Origin of the sequence: Streptomyces lincolnensis (assembly GCF_001685355.1) — a bacterium.
Lineage (GTDB): Bacteria > Actinomycetota > Actinomycetes > Streptomycetales > Streptomycetaceae > Streptomyces > Streptomyces lincolnensis.
In genome coordinates, this window is sequence record NZ_CP016438.1 from 6,548,572 (window position 1) to 6,563,208 (window position 14,637).

12 protein-coding genes and 1 pseudogene are annotated in these 14,637 nt (G+C 69.7%); 6 read left to right on the top strand and 7 right to left on the bottom strand.

Annotation, left to right across the window (positions count from 1 at the left end):
* The first annotated feature begins 14 nt into the window (after positions 1 to 14).
* The 5 genes from SLINC_RS29265 to SLINC_RS29285 all read left to right on the top strand — a co-directional run bounded on the left by SLINC_RS29265 (position 15) and on the right by SLINC_RS29285 (position 4,546).
* Entirely contained in the window at positions 15 to 947 is a 933-nt protein-coding gene (locus SLINC_RS29265) for an ABC transporter permease (protein WP_067439005.1), read from the top strand.
* Positions 940 to 1,890, top strand: coding sequence for an ABC transporter permease (locus SLINC_RS29270; RefSeq protein ID WP_067439008.1), 951 nt, complete (start codon positions 940 to 942; stop codon positions 1,888 to 1,890). Before SLINC_RS29265 ends, SLINC_RS29270 begins: the two co-directional genes overlap by 8 nt.
* A gap of 11 nt (positions 1,891 to 1,901) precedes the next feature.
* On the top strand, positions 1,902 to 2,951 hold the full coding sequence (locus SLINC_RS29275; protein WP_067439011.1) for an ABC transporter ATP-binding protein: 1,050 nt from the start codon (positions 1,902 to 1,904) through the stop codon (positions 2,949 to 2,951).
* A complete protein-coding gene (locus SLINC_RS29280; protein WP_067439014.1) occupies positions 2,944 to 4,092 on the top strand; it encodes an ABC transporter ATP-binding protein in 1,149 nt (382 codons plus the stop codon). Before SLINC_RS29275 ends, SLINC_RS29280 begins: the two co-directional genes overlap by 8 nt.
* 73 nt (positions 4,093 to 4,165) lie before the next feature.
* Positions 4,166 to 4,546 carry a VOC family protein gene (locus tag SLINC_RS29285; protein ID WP_067439017.1) on the top strand — a complete coding sequence of 127 codons (381 nt, stop codon included), beginning with the start codon at positions 4,166 to 4,168 and terminating at the stop codon, positions 4,544 to 4,546.
* Here SLINC_RS29285 and SLINC_RS29290 read toward each other — a convergent pair.
* The 6 genes from SLINC_RS29290 to SLINC_RS29315 all read right to left on the bottom strand — a co-directional run bounded on the left by SLINC_RS29290 (position 4,498) and on the right by SLINC_RS29315 (position 11,528).
* The gene (locus SLINC_RS29290; RefSeq protein ID WP_067439020.1) at positions 4,498 to 5,526 is read right to left on the bottom strand and encodes an oligopeptide/dipeptide ABC transporter ATP-binding protein; all 1,029 of its coding nucleotides are present in this window, start codon (positions 5,524 to 5,526) and stop codon (positions 4,498 to 4,500) included. The genes SLINC_RS29285 and SLINC_RS29290 overlap by 49 nt on opposite strands.
* On the bottom strand, positions 5,523 to 6,521 hold the full coding sequence (locus tag SLINC_RS29295) for an ABC transporter ATP-binding protein (RefSeq protein ID WP_067439023.1): 999 nt from the start codon (positions 6,519 to 6,521) through the stop codon (positions 5,523 to 5,525). Before SLINC_RS29295 ends, SLINC_RS29290 begins: the two co-directional genes overlap by 4 nt.
* Positions 6,522 to 6,843: 322 nt before the next feature.
* The gene (locus SLINC_RS29300; protein ID WP_067439026.1) at positions 6,844 to 7,767 is read right to left on the bottom strand and encodes an ABC transporter permease; all 924 of its coding nucleotides are present in this window, start codon (positions 7,765 to 7,767) and stop codon (positions 6,844 to 6,846) included.
* Positions 7,764 to 8,804 carry an ABC transporter permease gene (locus SLINC_RS29305; RefSeq protein ID WP_067439029.1) on the bottom strand — a complete coding sequence of 347 codons (1,041 nt, stop codon included), beginning with the start codon at positions 8,802 to 8,804 and terminating at the stop codon, positions 7,764 to 7,766. Before SLINC_RS29305 ends, SLINC_RS29300 begins: the two co-directional genes overlap by 4 nt.
* Positions 8,797 to 10,665 carry an ABC transporter substrate-binding protein gene (locus SLINC_RS29310; RefSeq protein WP_067439032.1) on the bottom strand — a complete coding sequence of 623 codons (1,869 nt, stop codon included), beginning with the start codon at positions 10,663 to 10,665 and terminating at the stop codon, positions 8,797 to 8,799. The genes SLINC_RS29305 and SLINC_RS29310 overlap by 8 nt, the downstream gene beginning before the upstream one ends.
* A 326-nt stretch (positions 10,666 to 10,991) precedes the next feature.
* Complete coding sequence (locus SLINC_RS29315) at positions 10,992 to 11,528, bottom strand: hypothetical protein (RefSeq protein WP_067439035.1); 537 nt, start codon at positions 11,526 to 11,528, stop codon at positions 10,992 to 10,994.
* Between the two features lie 300 nt (positions 11,529 to 11,828).
* On the opposite strand from SLINC_RS29315, the pseudogene SLINC_RS29320 reads away from it, so the two are divergent.
* Positions 11,829 to 12,227: pseudogene (locus tag SLINC_RS29320) on the top strand (oligopeptide/dipeptide ABC transporter ATP-binding protein); the annotation flags it as partial.
* A 165-nt stretch (positions 12,228 to 12,392) separates the two neighbouring features.
* On the opposite strand, the gene SLINC_RS29325 reads toward SLINC_RS29320, so the two are convergent.
* Complete coding sequence (locus SLINC_RS29325; protein WP_067439038.1) at positions 12,393 to 14,510, bottom strand: S9 family peptidase; 2,118 nt, start codon at positions 14,508 to 14,510, stop codon at positions 12,393 to 12,395.
* Positions 14,511 to 14,637: the final 127 nt, after the last annotated feature.

The following is a 14,637-nucleotide window of genomic DNA, read 5'->3' on the forward strand; positions in this document are numbered from 1 at the left end:
GACATGGAGGCACGATGGGGCGCTACGTCGCACGACGACTGCTCCAGATGATCCCGGTGTTCATCGGGACAACCCTGCTGATCTTCCTCATGGTCTACGCCCTGCCCGGTGACCCCGTGCGCGGCCTCTTCGGCGACAAGGCCGGCAGCCCGCAGGTCATCGCGGCGCTGAGACATGAGTACGGCCTGGACCAGCCGATCCTGGTGCAGTACTGGAACTACATGAAGGACATGATCCTTCATGGCGACTTCGGCACACAGATCGCCAGTGGACGCCCCGTCACGGACGTGCTGGGCGACGCCTTCCCGGTGACCATGCGCCTGGCCTCCCTGGCCTTCGCCATCGAGGTCGTCCTGGGCATCGCTCTCGGTGTGCTGGCGGGCCTGCGCGCCGGCCGGCTCACCGACAACGTGATCCTCCTGATCACGCTGCTGTTCATCTCGGTGCCGGTCTTCGTCCTCGGCTTCATCGCCAAGCTGGTCTTCGCCGAGCAGCTCAAGTGGCTGGACCCGAACGTCAGCGACTCGACGAACTACGGCCAGTTGCTGATGCCGGCGATCGTCCTGGCGACCGCGTCACTGGCCTATGTGACCCGGCTCACCCGGACCTCGATCGCCGAGAACCGGCGCGCGGACTACATCCGTACCGCGATCGCCAAGGGTCTGCCGAAGAGCCGTGTGGTGGGCGTCCACCTCATGCGCAACTCGATGATCCCCGTGATCACCTACCTGGGCACCGACATCGGCGCGCTGATGGGCGGCGCGGTCGTCACCGAGGGCCTGTTCAACATCCAGGGCGTGGGCGGCACGATCTACGAGTCCCTGGTGCGCCGCGAGGGCACCACTCTGGTCGGCCTGGTGACGATCCTGGTGCTCATCTACCTCGCCGCCAACCTGATCGTCGACCTGCTTTACGCGGTCCTTGACCCGAGGATTCGCTATGCCTGATGTGACCAAAACCGATGTCAAGACCGGCCGGGTGGACCCGGTGGGCGGGGCTCCCGAGGTGACGGCCACGGTGACCAAGCCGGAGAAGACCCGCAGCCTGTGGGGCGACGCGTGGGCCGACCTGCGCCGCAGCTGGATCTTCATCGTCTCCAGCGTGATGATCTTCTTCCTGCTGCTGATCACCTTCTTCCCGGGCTGGTTCACCAGCGCGCAGCCGATCCTCGGCGACCTGTCCAAGCACTACCTCCAGAAGCCCAAGCTGGGAGACGTCGGTTCGGCCGACTGGCTCGGCTACGACCAGCAGGGCCGCAGCGTGTACGCGCGCGTCATCTACGGCACCAGGGCCTCCGTCGCCGTCGGCTTCGGCACCACCATCCTGGTCACCGTCGTGGGCAGCCTGGTCGGCATGATCGCCGGGTACTTCGGCGGCCTCGTCGACTCGATCCTGTCGCGGCTGACGGACGTGTTCTTCGGCATCCCGTTCCTGCTCGGCACCATGGTCGTGCTCAACTCCTTCCCGGAGCGCACGACCTGGGTCGTCATCGGTGCCCTGGGCTTCTTCGGCTGGACGCAGATCTCCCGCGTGATGCGCGGTGCGGTGATCACCACCAAGCAGGCCGACTACGTGCAGGCCGCCAAGGCCCTGGGGGCGAGCACCCCGCGGATCATGTTCCGGCACATCCTGCCGAACACCATGGCCCCGGTGATCGTCGTCGCCACCATCTCGCTCGGCGTCTACATCGCCGCCGAGGCCACGCTGTCGTTCCTGGGCCTCGGCCTCAGCGGCGTCTCGTGGGGCAACGACATCTCCGACGGCGGCGCCTCGATCCGTGTCGCCCAGTGGATCATGCTCTATCCGTCGATCATGCTCAGCATCACGGTGCTGGCGTTCATCATGCTCGGTGAGGCCGTACGCAACGCCCTCGACCCGAAGATGCGCTGAGGGAGGCGTACGTGACGATCATCGAAGAAACAGCCGTACCCTCGCCGCGCGACGGCGACGACGGGCCGCTGCTCGAAGTGCGGGACCTGCACGTCGAGTTCCACACCCGCGAGGGTGTGATCCGGGCCGTCAACGGCGTCAACTACAGCGTGTCCGCGGGCGAGACGCTCGCCGTGCTCGGTGAGTCCGGCTCCGGCAAGTCCGTGACCGCGCAGGCGATCATGGGCATCCTCGACATGCCGCCGGCGAAGATCCCGCAGGGCGAGATCCTCTTCCGCGGCGAGGACATGCTCAAGATGTCCGGCGAGGACCGCCGCAAGATCCGCGGCCGCCGGATCGCCATGATCTTCCAGGACGCGCTCAGCTCGCTGAACCCGGTGCTCAGCGTCGGCTACCAGCTCGGCGAGATGTTCCGCGTCCACCAGGGCCTGTCCAAGAAGGACGCCAAGGCCAAGGCGATCGAGCTGATGGACCGGGTGAAGATCCCGGCCGCCGCGGCCCGGGTGGGCGACTACCCGCACCAGTTCTCCGGCGGTATGCGCCAGCGCATCATGATCGCGATGGCGCTTGCCCTGGAGCCGGACCTGATCATCGCCGACGAGCCCACCACGGCTCTCGACGTGACGGTCCAGGCCCAGGTCATGGACCTGCTCGCGGAGCTTCAGCGCGAGTACAACATGGGTCTGATCCTGATCACCCACGACCTCGGTGTGGTCGCCGACGTCGCGGACAAGATCGCGGTGATGTACGCGGGCCGGATCGTCGAGCGCGCCCCGATCCACGAGCTGTACAAGCGCCCGGCGCACCCGTACACGCGGGGTCTGCTGGACTCGATCCCGCGCCTGGACCAGAAGGGCCAGGAGCTCTACGCGATCAAGGGCCTGCCGCCCAACCTGCTGCACGTGCCGACCGGGTGCGCCTTCAACCCGCGCTGCCCCAAGGCCCAGGACATCTGCCGTACGGACGTCCCGGACCTCTTCCCGGTCTCCGAGCGGGACGGTGGCGAGCTGCCCGGCCGCGCCTCGGCGTGCCACTTCTGGAAGGAGACGATCCATGGCTGAGCTCAGCAAGAACGACGAGCCGCAGGACGCCACGCCGAACGTCTCCGACGTCGAGGTCGTGGACGCCCACTCCGAGACGGAGGCGGTGGCCGCGATCGAGGCGCCCGTGGAGCGCGGTGAGCCGATTCTCCAGGTGCGGGGCCTGGTGAAGCACTTCCCGCTCACCCAGGGCATCCTGTTCAAGAAGCAGATCGGCGCGGTCAAGGCCGTCGACGGGGTCTCCTTCGACCTGTACCAGGGCGAGACCCTGGGCATCGTGGGCGAGTCCGGCTGCGGCAAGTCCACCGTGGCCAAGCTGTTGATGAACCTGGAGCGGGCGACCGCCGGCGAGATCTTCTACAAGGGCCAGGACATCACCAAGCTGTCCGGGCGCGCGCTGAAGGCGGTCCGCCGGAACATCCAGATGGTGTTCCAGGACCCCTACACCTCGCTCAACCCCCGGATGACGGTCGGCGACATCATCGGGGAGCCCTTCGACATCCACCCCGAGGTGGCCCCGAAGGGCGACCGGCGTCGCAGGGTCCAGGAGCTCCTGGACGTGGTGGGCCTCAACCCGGAGTACATCAACCGGTATCCGCACCAGTTCTCCGGCGGTCAGCGCCAGCGCATCGGCATCGCCCGCGGCCTGGCCCTGAACCCCGAGGTCATCATCTGCGACGAGCCGGTGTCGGCCCTGGACGTGTCCGTCCAGGCGCAGGTCATCAACCTGATGGAGCGGCTCCAGGACGAGTTCAACCTGTCCTACATCTTCATCGCCCACGACCTGTCGATCGTCCGGCACATCTCGGACCGCGTCGGCGTCATGTACCTCGGCAAGATCGCCGAGATCGGCACCGACGAGCAGATCTACGACCACCCGACGCACCCCTACACCCAGGCGCTGCTGTCGGCGGTCCCGGTGCCCGACCCGGAGGCCCGCGAGGGCCGCGAGCGGATCATCCTCTCCGGCGACGTGCCCTCCCCGGCCAACCCGCCCTCCGGATGCCGCTTCCGCACCCGGTGCTGGAAGGCCGAGGACAAGTGCGCCAAGGAAGCGCCGCTCCTCGCGATCCCCGAGCGCTTCAAGGCCTCGGACACCCCGGCCGCCCACGAGTCGGCCTGCCACTTCGCCGAGGAAAAGGACGTGGTCCACGCGGCCTGACGTCTTGCCCTACGGTTCCCGGCATCCTTGTGGGGGTGCCGGGAACCGGCGTATCCAGGACCGAGGAAGGCACATGCTGCACCACGTGGAGCTGTGGGTCCCCGACCTGCCGAGGGCGGCGGGGGAGTGGGGCTGGCTGTTCGACCGGCTCGGCTGGACGCCGTATCAGCACTGGGAGCGAGGGCGGAGCTGGCGGCACGGGGAGACGTACGTCGTCGTGGAGCAGTCCCCGGCGATGAGCGGCGAGTGCCACGACCGTATGCGGCCCGGCCTCAACCACCTCGCGTTCCACGCCGGTTCGCGGGACCACGTCGACGCGCTCGCCCGGGCTGCCCCCACGCACGGCTGGCAGCCCCTGTTCGCCGACCGCTACCCGCACGCGGGCGGACCCGATCACCACGCGGCCTATCTGGCCAACTCGGACGGATTCGAGGTGGAGTTGGTCGCCGCGTAGTGGCAGGCCACCTGTGCCTCCCCGCCCCCGTCCAGGATCCCCGGGTCCTCCGTCCGGCAGCGGCTCGCCACTCCCGCCCGCTCCGCCTCCCCGCCCGCCAACACCTGGCACCGCGCGTGGAAGCGGCAGCCGGAGGGGATGCGGGAGGGGTCGGGGGGCTCGCCGGTCAGGACGATCGGGTCCCCGGGCGCTTCCGGCAGGACCGACAACAGGGCCTGGGTGTAGGGGTGCCGGGGTGCGGTCAGGACCTGCTCGACCTCGCCGGTCTCCACGATCCGGCCCAGGTACATCACCGCGACCCGGTCGGCGATGTTCCAGGCCAGACCCAGGTCGTGCGTCACCACCAGCGCGGACAGGCCCAGTTCGTCGCGCAGCCGCAGCAGCAGCGCGAGGATCTCACCCCGTACCGAGGCGTCCAGCGAGGCCACCGGCTCGTCGGCGACGAGGAGTTCCGGTTCCAGCACCAACGCGCCCGCGATGACGACCCGTTGACGCTGCCCGCCCGACAGCTCGTGCGGGTAGCGCAGGAAGAAGCGCTCCGGGGGACGAAGCCCCGCCCGGGACAACGCCCCCGCCACCGCCGCCTGTTCGTCACCGCCGTAGCCGTGGATCCTGAGGCCCTCGGCGACCGCGTCGTAGACCGTGTGCCGTGGGTTCAGCGACCCGGACGGGTCCTGGAGGATCAGCTGGACGCGCCGGCGGTACGCCTTGAGCGCGCGGGAGGTGTAGTCGAGCGGGCGGCCGTCGAAGACCACCCGGCCCCCGGTCGGCGACACCAGCCCCAGCAGGGACCGCGCCAGGGTCGTCTTGCCGCAGCCCGACTCACCGACCAGGGCCACGATCTCGCCGGGCCGGATGTCGAGGTCGACCCCGTCGACGGCCCGGGCGGACGCCTCACCGCGCCGGCCGGGGTACGTCACGTGCAGCCCCTCGGCACGAAGCAGCGGGGACGCCGGGGACGACGGAGTAGGTGTGGTCACGGCGCGCTCCTCGCGTCCTCGGGCGCGGCGGCCCCGTCGGTCGGCACCGCAGGCACGTGCACACAGGCCGCCCGCCGCCCCGCGCCCGCGTCCCGCAGGACCGGGTCGTCCACGGCGCACGAGTCCAGCACGACGGGACAGCGCGGATGGAAGGCGCAGCCGGAGGGCACGGCGGCCGGGTCCGGCGGGTCGCCCGGCAGGCCGCGCGGGGCGAACCGGGACGCCGGGTCGCCGATGCGCGGGAACGCCTCCGACAGCGCCTTGCCGTAGGGATGGCACGCGTCGTCGTAGACCTGCCGGGCCGGGCCCTCCTCGACCACCCGGCCCGCGTACATCACCGCGAGGCGGTCGCAGGTGTCGGCCAGGACGGCCAGGTCGTGGCTGATCATGATCAGGGCGAGGTCCTGCTCGCTGACCAGCCCCGCGATCAGGCGCAGGATCTGGGCCTGGATCATCACGTCGAGGGCGGTGGTCGGCTCGTCGGCGATGATCAGGCCGGGGTCGCAGGCCAGGGCCATGGCGATCATCACGCGCTGGCGCTGGCCACCGGACAACTCGTGCGGATACGACGACGCCCGCGCCGCCGGCAGACCCACCTGCTCCAGCAGCTCACCCGCCCGCTTCCGCGCTCCCGCCGCCGTCGCCTTCCGGTGCAGCAGGATCGGCTCGGCGATCTGGTCGCCGACGCGGTGCACCGCGTTGAGGGAGTGCATCGCGCCCTGGAAGACGATGGAGGCGCCGGCCCAGCGGACCGCCCGCACCCGGCCCCACTTCATCGCCAGCACGTCCTCGCCGTCCAGAAGGACCTCGCCGGTGACACGCGTCCCCGCCGGCAGCAGCCGCAGCAACGCCAGCGCCAGCGTGGACTTGCCGCACCCCGACTCGCCCGCGACACCGAGCGTCCGCCCCGCGGCAAGCCGCAGATCCACACCCCGCACCGCGGCCGCGCCGCCCGGATAGGTCACTTCGAGGTTCCGTACCTCCAGCAGGGTCAACGGGCCACCTCCGTCCGATGATTAGGGCCTGTCCGGCGGATCATGTCGCGGTCGCGGGGGTCTGGCACGCGCTCCCCCGGAGGGGGTGCCCCCAGCGGCGTTGTCGCCTTGCAGCTGCACGCACCAGACCCCCGCCCACCGGCACTTATCAGGCACCGTTGGATGCCTGCGACCTGATTCGCCGGGCAGGCCCTGGGCCAGGATCTCGCGGCGGCAGCCCGACGCGGGGACACCGGCGTGTAGAGGAAAGGCAGGGCGGACGGCGCGGCGATGGAGTCCCTCGACGCCGCCCCGACCGTAGGATGCGGCCGCTCCGGCCAGGTCAACGTGCCACCCCCAGCCGCGGGTTGAGGACCGACTCCACCGCGCGCCCGCACAGCGTGAACGCCAGGGCCACCACCGCGATCGCGATGCCCGGCGGAACCAGGTACCACCAGTCGCCCGCGCTGACCGCCCCGGCCTCCCGCGCGTCCTGGAGAAGGCCGCCCCAGGACACCACCGTGGGATCGCCGAGCCCGAGGAAGGCGAGGGTGGCCTCGGCGAGGATCGCGGAGGAGATGATGAGGGTCGTCTGGGCCAGGACCAGCGGCATCACGTTGGGCAGGACGTGCCGGCTCATGATGTGCCAGTGCCCGCCGCCGAGCGCCTTCGCCCGCTCGATGTACGGCCGTGACTCCACCGCCAGTGTCTGCGCCCGCACCAGCCGGGCCGTCGTCGGCCAGGTGGTGACACCGATCGCCAGGACGATCGTGCCGAGGGAACGGGACATCACCGTCGCGAGGGCGATGGCCAGCACCAGCGTCGGCATGACCAGGAACCAGTCCGTGATCCGCATGATCACCGTGGCGTACCGGCCGCGGAAGTGCCCGGCGGTGATGCCGATGAACGCCCCGATCGCCACCGACAGCACGGCCGCGAGCAGCCCGACGAGCAGCGAGACACGGGCGCCCCAGATCAGCAGGCCGAGCAGACTGCGCCCGAACCGGTCGGTGCCCAGCGGGAACGCACCGCTCGGACTCTCCAGCGGCTGCCCCGGCGCCTCGGTCACGCTCTGCACGTCGGAGCCGACGGTCAGCGGCGCGGTGAGCGCCAGCAGGGCGAACAGGACGAGGACGGCGAGACCGAGGACGCCCGCGCGATGGGTGCGGTACTGCTTCCAGAAGCGGACGGCCGAGTGGCGCCGCCGCTGCCGGGCCAGGGCACGGGGGCTCGCGTGCCCAACAGGCGCCTCAACAGGCTCGGTCATCGGCCCACCCTCGGGTCGAGCAGCGGATACACGAGGTCGGCCACGGTGTTCATCACGATCACCGCCGCGGCGAAGAAGAAGAACAGCCCCTGCACCAGGGGCAGGTCCGGCACGCTCAACGCCTGGTAGAACAGCCCGCCGAGCCCCGGCCAGGAGAACACGGTCTCGACCAGGATGACGCCCGCGACCGTCCGCCCGAGATTCACGAAGACCAGCGTCACGGTCGGCAGCAGCGCGTTCGGTACGGCATGCCGGCGCCGTACCAGGTCGTCCCTGAGGCCCTTGGCGCGGGCGGTGGTCAGATAGTCGCCGCCCATCTCGTCCAGCAGCGCCGAGCGGGTGACCAGCAGGGTCTGGCCGTACTCGACCGCGACCAGCGTGATCACCGGCAGGATCAGATGGTGGGCGACGTCGAGGAGGTAGGCGAGTCCCTCCTCGCCGCCCGACTCCATGCCGCCGGTCGGGAAGAGGCCCGGGATCGGGCCGATGCCCACCGAGAACACGATGATGAGCAGCAGCCCCAGCCAGAAGGAGGGGACGGAGTACAGGGCCAGCGCCAGGCCCGTGTTGAGCTTGTCCCCGAGCCCGCCGTGCCGCCAGGCCGCGCGGGTGCCGAGGAAGATGCCGAGCACGGTGTAGAGGACGAACGCCGTGCCGGTGAGCAGCAGGGTGTTGGGCAGCGCCTCGGTGATCTTGTCGAGGACCGGGGCGCGGAACTGGTACGACGTGCCGAGGTCACCGGTCAGCGCCTTGCCGCAGTAGTCGGTGAACTGCTGCCACACCGGCAGGTCGAGCCCGAACTCCCGTCGGTAGGAGGCCAGTTGCTCGGTGGACACCGGGCGGCCGCCGGTCATGGTCTTGACCGGGTCGCCCGGGATCAGCCGGAACAGGAAGAAGCCGGTGACCAGGACGGCGAGCAGCGACACGGCGGCGCCGCCCACCTTTCCGGCGCCGTAGCGGAGATACGCCGAGCCGGACGTGTTGCGGGCCGCCGGCTCGTCGAAGATCGGAGCGACGGCCTTCTGGACGCTACTCACGGTCGTCGGCGGTGGCCCGGCGGCGCATCGCGAAGAACAGACCGGCACCCACGAGGACCGCCGCTCCCACGGCGGTGCCGATGACGACATCGGTCGAGGTGGAGTCGTCGGAGGAGCCGCCCGAGTCCGCCGGGACGGCCGACCACCAGCTCCAGTAGCCGTCCTGGCCGTAGATGTTGCCCGCCCCGCTCGGCATGGTCTGGATCGACTTGATCTGGTCGGTGCGATACGCCTCGACAGCGTTCGGATACGCCATGACGTTCATGTACCCCAGGTCGTACAGCCGCGACTCCATCTGCTGGACGATCTGCGCCCGTTTGGCGGGGTCGTACTCGGCGAGCTGGCGGGCGTACAGCTCGTCGTACCGCTTGTCGCAGATGAAGTTGTCGGTGGTGCCGGTGTCCTTGGGGGTGGCGGGCAGGGCCGCGCAGGTGTGGATCGACAGGACGAAGTCCGGGTCGGGGTTGACGGACCAGCCGTCGAAGGCGAGGTCGTAGGTGCCCGCGAGCCAGGGGTCGGAGACGTTGTCCAGGCAGTCCAGGCGTACGCCGATGCCGAGCTTGCCCCACCACTCCTGGAGGTACTGGCCGATCGCCTTGTCGTTGGGGTCGGTGGCGTGGCACAGGACCCGGTAGGTGATCGGCCTGCCGTCCTTGCCGAGGCGTTTGCCGGCGCCGTTCTTCTTGTAGCCCGCCTGGTCGAGGAGGAGCGCGGCCTTCGCCGGGTCGTAGGAGAGTTCCTGGCTCGCCGAGGGCTTGAAGAAGTACTGCGAGAAGCGTGGCGGGATGTAGCCCTGGCCCTCGACGGCGTGGCCCTGGAAGACCTTGTCGATGATGGTCCTGCGGTCCACGGCCATGAACAGGGCGTGCCGGACCCGCTGGTCCAGCAGGGAGGGGTCGCCGTCGCCGAACTTCTGGCCGTTCTTCGCCCGGGCCCCGGGGTTGGTGGCGATGGCGTAGAAGCGGCGGCCGGGGGCGTCGTTGACCTTGATGTCGTCCGCGTTCTTCAGGGAGGCGGCCTGGGCGGGGGTCAGTGCCGGCTGGCCCGCGACGAAGGAGACCTCGCCCTTGCGCAGGGCGGCGACGGCCGCGTCCTGGTCCTTGTAGTAGCGGAAGACCAGCTCGTCGAACTTGGGCGCCCCGCGCCAGAAGCTCTTGTTGGCCTTGAGCCGGACGTAGCTGTCGGCCTTGTAGTCGGTGAGGACGAACGGTCCGTTGCCGACGATGGGGAACCTCTTGTCGTTGTTGAACTCGGAGAAGTCGCCGACCTTCTCCCAGACGTGCTTGGGCACGATCGGCACGTCGAGGGCGGTCATCGTGGCCTGCGGTTTCCGCAGCTTGATGACCAGCTGGGTGGGGCTGGGCGCGGTGACCTTCTCGAAGTTGGCGACGAAGCTGCCGTTGGCGGTGGCGGCGCCCTCGTCGGTCATCATCTTGTTGAACGTCCAGGCCGCGTCCTCGGCGGTGGCCCGCTGCCCGTCGGACCACTTGGAGTTCGAGCGGATCGTGTAGGTCCAGGTCAGCTTGTCGGGGGAGGACTCCCACTTGGTGGCCAGGCCCGGTACGGCGTGGGCGTCCGCCGGGTCGTAGTTGGTCAGGTAGTCGTACGTCAGCCGGTGGATGCTGGTGCTGAGCAGCCGGCTGGCGAGGAACGGGCTGAGCGAGTCGACGCTCTGGGCGACCGCGACCGTGAGGACCTTGTCCCCGTCCGCGGCGGCCGCCTGCCGGGGCGCCGGGTCGAGCGGGGTCGCGAACCCGGCAGAGAACACCAGGGCGGCGGCACCGGCAGTGGCGACGAGCCGGACAGTGCGGGATCGAGATCGCGGGCCCCTCGGGCCCCTGCCGTGGACTTGACTGCTCATGGGTCGTGACCTCGCGTCATCGCTCGCACAGGGACGGCTGTTCGGACTGCTGGATCGACCTGACCGGTGATTGATGAGTGTGGTCTACCAGTGGCGGTCTGCGCGCGTCAACGGGGCGCGAAAGCCCATGTGGCCTGCGGAAACAACGAACTGACGTACGCGAATCAACCATTGGTCCACACCGGTGAAGGGTTCCTGGTCCAGCCTTGGCGGCGGATCGCGCCCGGACAGCGCGACGCCCCGCCGGACGGGGTCCGACGGGGCGTCAGGTGGGGTTCGGCTACCGGTAGCCTCCCGTGTTACCGGTCTCCTTCACCGCCGTGGGATCAGCTGTACTGGATGCCCCACAGGTTGTTGTTGCGCTTGACCGGGGCCACGATCCCGGACTTCTTCCAGACCTTGACCTTCTTGCAGGTCTGCGAACCGGTCGCCTGGAGCCGGTACTTGGTCACGCTGAAGCCCTTGGCCTCGTGGTACATCATCAGGCGGCCCTTGGTCTTGCCCGCCTTCTTCTTGACCGTCGCCGAGTAGGTCCAGGTGTCCGACTTCGACCAGGTCTTGCCGACCGAGACGCTGAACGAGGTGGACGCCTTGGCGAAGATGACCCCCGCCTCGGCGCCGATGGTGGCGGTGCCCGTCGCGGTCCAGCTGCCCGTCTTGTTCTTGGCGTAGCTGATGGTCACGCCCGGCTTCGCCCAGTCGCTGTGGACGTTGGTCGGCTTCCACACCGTCTTCTTGTCACCGATGGTGTAGATCGGTTCGTCGGAGCAGACGATGCCCGCGGCGGCCGGGGCCGCGGAGACGGCGACGACGCCGCCGGTGAGCAGGGCGGTGGAGAGGACCGCACCGATGGCACGCTTCATGAATCACCTTCCGGAGACTGATCTCTGCTGATCCCTGTCCGAACGCGATCTTGTTCGGAACACGACAGATCATTCACTCAACGGCTGCGGCAGCAAAGGGTTTTGAGCGAAGTTTGAGCTTGATCGTTTGGTTCCCGGGTATACGTGAAAACTTCCTCCGGCATGGGCTCGGAACACTCTCACCTGGATGGATGCCCTCCGGATGAGGGACGGCTGACCCAGACGGGTGCCGAGAACATGTGGTTCCTCATCGCTGTGTGGATATTTGGCGCAAAGACCCTGAGTACGGCGGCAAGCGGCCGGCACATCTCGGACCGCGTAGGCGTCATGTACCTCGGCCGGATCGTCGAGATCGGCAGGGACGCCGAGATCTACGACCATCCCACGCACCCCTACACCCAGGCGCTGCTGTCCGCCGTACCCGTCCCCGACCCGGAGGCCCGCGAACACCGCGAGCGGATCATCCTCTCCGGAGACGTGCCGTCCCCGACGAACATCCCCTCCGGGTGCCGCTTCCGCACCCGCTGCTGGAAGGCCCAGGAGCGCTGCCCCCTGGAGGTCCCGGCGCTCGCCGTCCCCGCGGAGTTCCGGCTCACCACCGGTCCGGCGGCCCACGACTCGGCCTGTCACTTCGCCGAGGAGAAGCAGGTCGTCCCGGCGGACCACTCGCCGGACGATCTTGCGGAAGGCCGGGAATAACACCTCAAAGTCATAGAAACCGCGTTAACGCGCAGGCAACTTGGCCGACCCGATCTCGATATACGGACGCGCGAGTCTGAACGACGTACGGCCGTGCGGGTGCCGTAAACGGGCCGGGAGCGTGTCTCCCGGCCCGTTGCCATGCCACCGGGAGGCCCGGTCGGCTCAGCTCGGTCCCAACGCCCGCTTGAGGAAGTCCACCTGAAGCAGCAGCAGGTTCTCCGCGACCTGTTCCTGTGGGGTCATGTGCGTGACGCCCGACAGGGGGAGTACCTCGTGCGGTCGGCCCGCCGCCAGCAACGCGGAGGACAGGCGCAGGGCGTGGGCGAAGACCACGTTGTCGTCGGCCGTGCCGTGGACGATGAGCAGCGGGCGGTGGGGGTCCGCGGGAGCGGAGAGGCCCTCGTCCGTCACCAGGGAGCTCTTGGCGTACACGCCGGGGCGCGCCGCCGGGTCGCCCAGGTAGCGCTCGGTGTAGTGGGTGTCGTAGAGGCGCCAGTCCGTGACGGGGGCGCCCGCGATGCCCGCGTGGAAGACGTCCGGGCGGCGCAGGACGGCCAGCCCCGCGAGCCAACCGCCGTAGGACCAGCCGCGGATGGCCACCCGGGAGAGGTCGAGGGGATACCGCCGGGCAAGGTCCTCCAGCGCCTCGACCTGGTCGTCCAGGGAGACCGTCAAGTCCTCGTGGATGGCCTTCTCCCAGGCGGGGGAGCGGCCCGGCGTGCCCCGGCCGTCGGCGACCACGACCGCGAACCCCTGGTCGGCGAACCACTGCGAGGTGAGGTGGGCGTTGTGGGCGGCGAGCACGCGGGGACCGTGCGGACCACCGTAGGGATCGAGCAAAACCGGAAGAGGGGCATCCTCTTGGTAGTCCTGTGGCATAAGCACGGCGCATGGGATTCGGCGTGCGCCCCCCTCGGTGAGGGTCACGCGCGGGGACATACCGGGATCTTCGGCGTACGACAGGATCGTCGCGGTCGGCTTTCCGTCCCGCAGAACCTGTACCTGCGCGCCCGGCCGGTCGAGCGTCGCCGACACCAGGACGGTCACGCCCCCGGCGCGCACCGCCGAGTGCACGCCGGGCTCCTGCGACAAGCGCTCCATGCCGAGCTCGTTCACCCGGTAGACGTGCACCTCGCCCGTCTCGGGCCGGTCCGCGTCCTCACCGGCCGACGCCGAGATCAGCACGTCGTCGTCCGACACGTCGAGCACCGCACGGACGTGCAACTGCGGACCCGTCAGCGGCCGTTCGCCCACCGCCAGCACCCGCGCGCCGCCCTCGTCCGCGACCCGCACGAGCTGCCCGGACGGGCTCCAGCTCGGCACCCCGGCGAAAAGATCCAGCCAAATTGGATCTTCGTCCGCGTGCACCATCCGGGTCGCCCCGGTCGCCGGATCCACCGCCAGGTACAGCTGACTGCGCTGGTCGCGCGCTTGTACGAGCAGCAGGGGCGCACCCGCCGCTGACCAGTGCACATGCGCCAGGTAGGGGTATCGGGCCCAGTCCCAGACAACCTCCGTGCGCACCCCGTCCAGGCCGATCAGGAACAGCCGGACGTCCGCGTTGTCCGTCCCCGCCGCCGGGTACGGCACGTGCTGTGGCTCACGGTCCGGATGCGCCGGATCCGAGATCCACCACCGCCGCACCGGCGTGTTGTCCACCCGTGCCACCAGCAGCCGGTCCGACTCCGGCGACCACCAGAAACCCCGCGACCGGCCCATCTCCTCCGCCGCGATGAACTCCGCCAGGCCGTAACCCACGTGCTCCGCGTCCGGCTCGGCGAGCACCCGGTCGCCCTCGCCCTCGGCGCCCACCACCCGCAGGGCGCCCTGGACGACGTAGGCGAGGTGCCGGCCGTCGGGGGAGGGGCGCGGGTCGATCACCGGTCCGGGGACGGGCAGTTCACGCGCCGTCCCGGCCCGCAGCTCCGCCGTGAAAAGCCGCCCTGACAAGGCGAAAGAGGCCAGTTCGACGGCCGTGTCGGTGGCGTAGCCGACGATGCCGGCGCCGCCCTCGCGACTGCGTTCCCGGCGGGCCCGCTCCGCCGGGGAGAGGTGCTCGTCCGCGCCGCCCAGGAGAGCGCGCGGGTCCGCCGCCACGCGCTCCCCGCCGTCCGAAAGGTCCCGCACCCACAGGGAGTTGGCCCGGTCCGTGCCCGAGGACGAGCGCAGGAACACGACACGCGAACCGTCGGGCGCCACGCTGAACGCGCGCGGCGCGCCGAGCGTGAACCGCTGGGTACGGGCGTGGCGGCGGGGGAAGGAGTCAGCCTCGGTCGTCATGCCCCGACCATATTGGCCATGCGCCCCCTTGTGCGGCCGTGCGCCGACCGATGCGCACGTACGGATAGTTATGATCACTAGCGCATAGTGGGTATGAACCTGCTGGTTGATGCATGGATTTATCTGC

What these genes read in the sequence shown, in the direction of transcription:
- SLINC_RS29265 (WP_067439005.1), top strand. Translation starts at nt 15, where the DNA reads ATGGGGCGCTACGTCGCACGACGACTGCTCCAGATGATCCCGGTGTTC.
- SLINC_RS29270 (WP_067439008.1), top strand. Translation starts at nt 940, where the DNA reads ATGCCTGATGTGACCAAAACCGATGTCAAGACCGGCCGGGTGGACCCG.
- SLINC_RS29280 (WP_067439014.1), top strand. Translation starts at nt 2,944, where the DNA reads ATGGCTGAGCTCAGCAAGAACGACGAGCCGCAGGACGCCACGCCGAAC.
- SLINC_RS29285 (WP_067439017.1), top strand. Translation starts at nt 4,166, where the DNA reads ATGCTGCACCACGTGGAGCTGTGGGTCCCCGACCTGCCGAGGGCGGCG.
- SLINC_RS29300 (WP_067439026.1), bottom strand. Translation starts at nt 7,767, where the DNA reads ATGACCGAGCCTGTTGAGGCGCCTGTTGGGCACGCGAGCCCCCGTGCC.
- SLINC_RS29310 (WP_067439032.1), bottom strand. Translation starts at nt 10,665, where the DNA reads ATGAGCAGTCAAGTCCACGGCAGGGGCCCGAGGGGCCCGCGATCTCGA.
- SLINC_RS29315 (WP_067439035.1), bottom strand. Translation starts at nt 11,528, where the DNA reads ATGAAGCGTGCCATCGGTGCGGTCCTCTCCACCGCCCTGCTCACCGGC.
- SLINC_RS29325 (WP_067439038.1), bottom strand. Translation starts at nt 14,510, where the DNA reads ATGACGACCGAGGCTGACTCCTTCCCCCGCCGCCACGCCCGTACCCAG.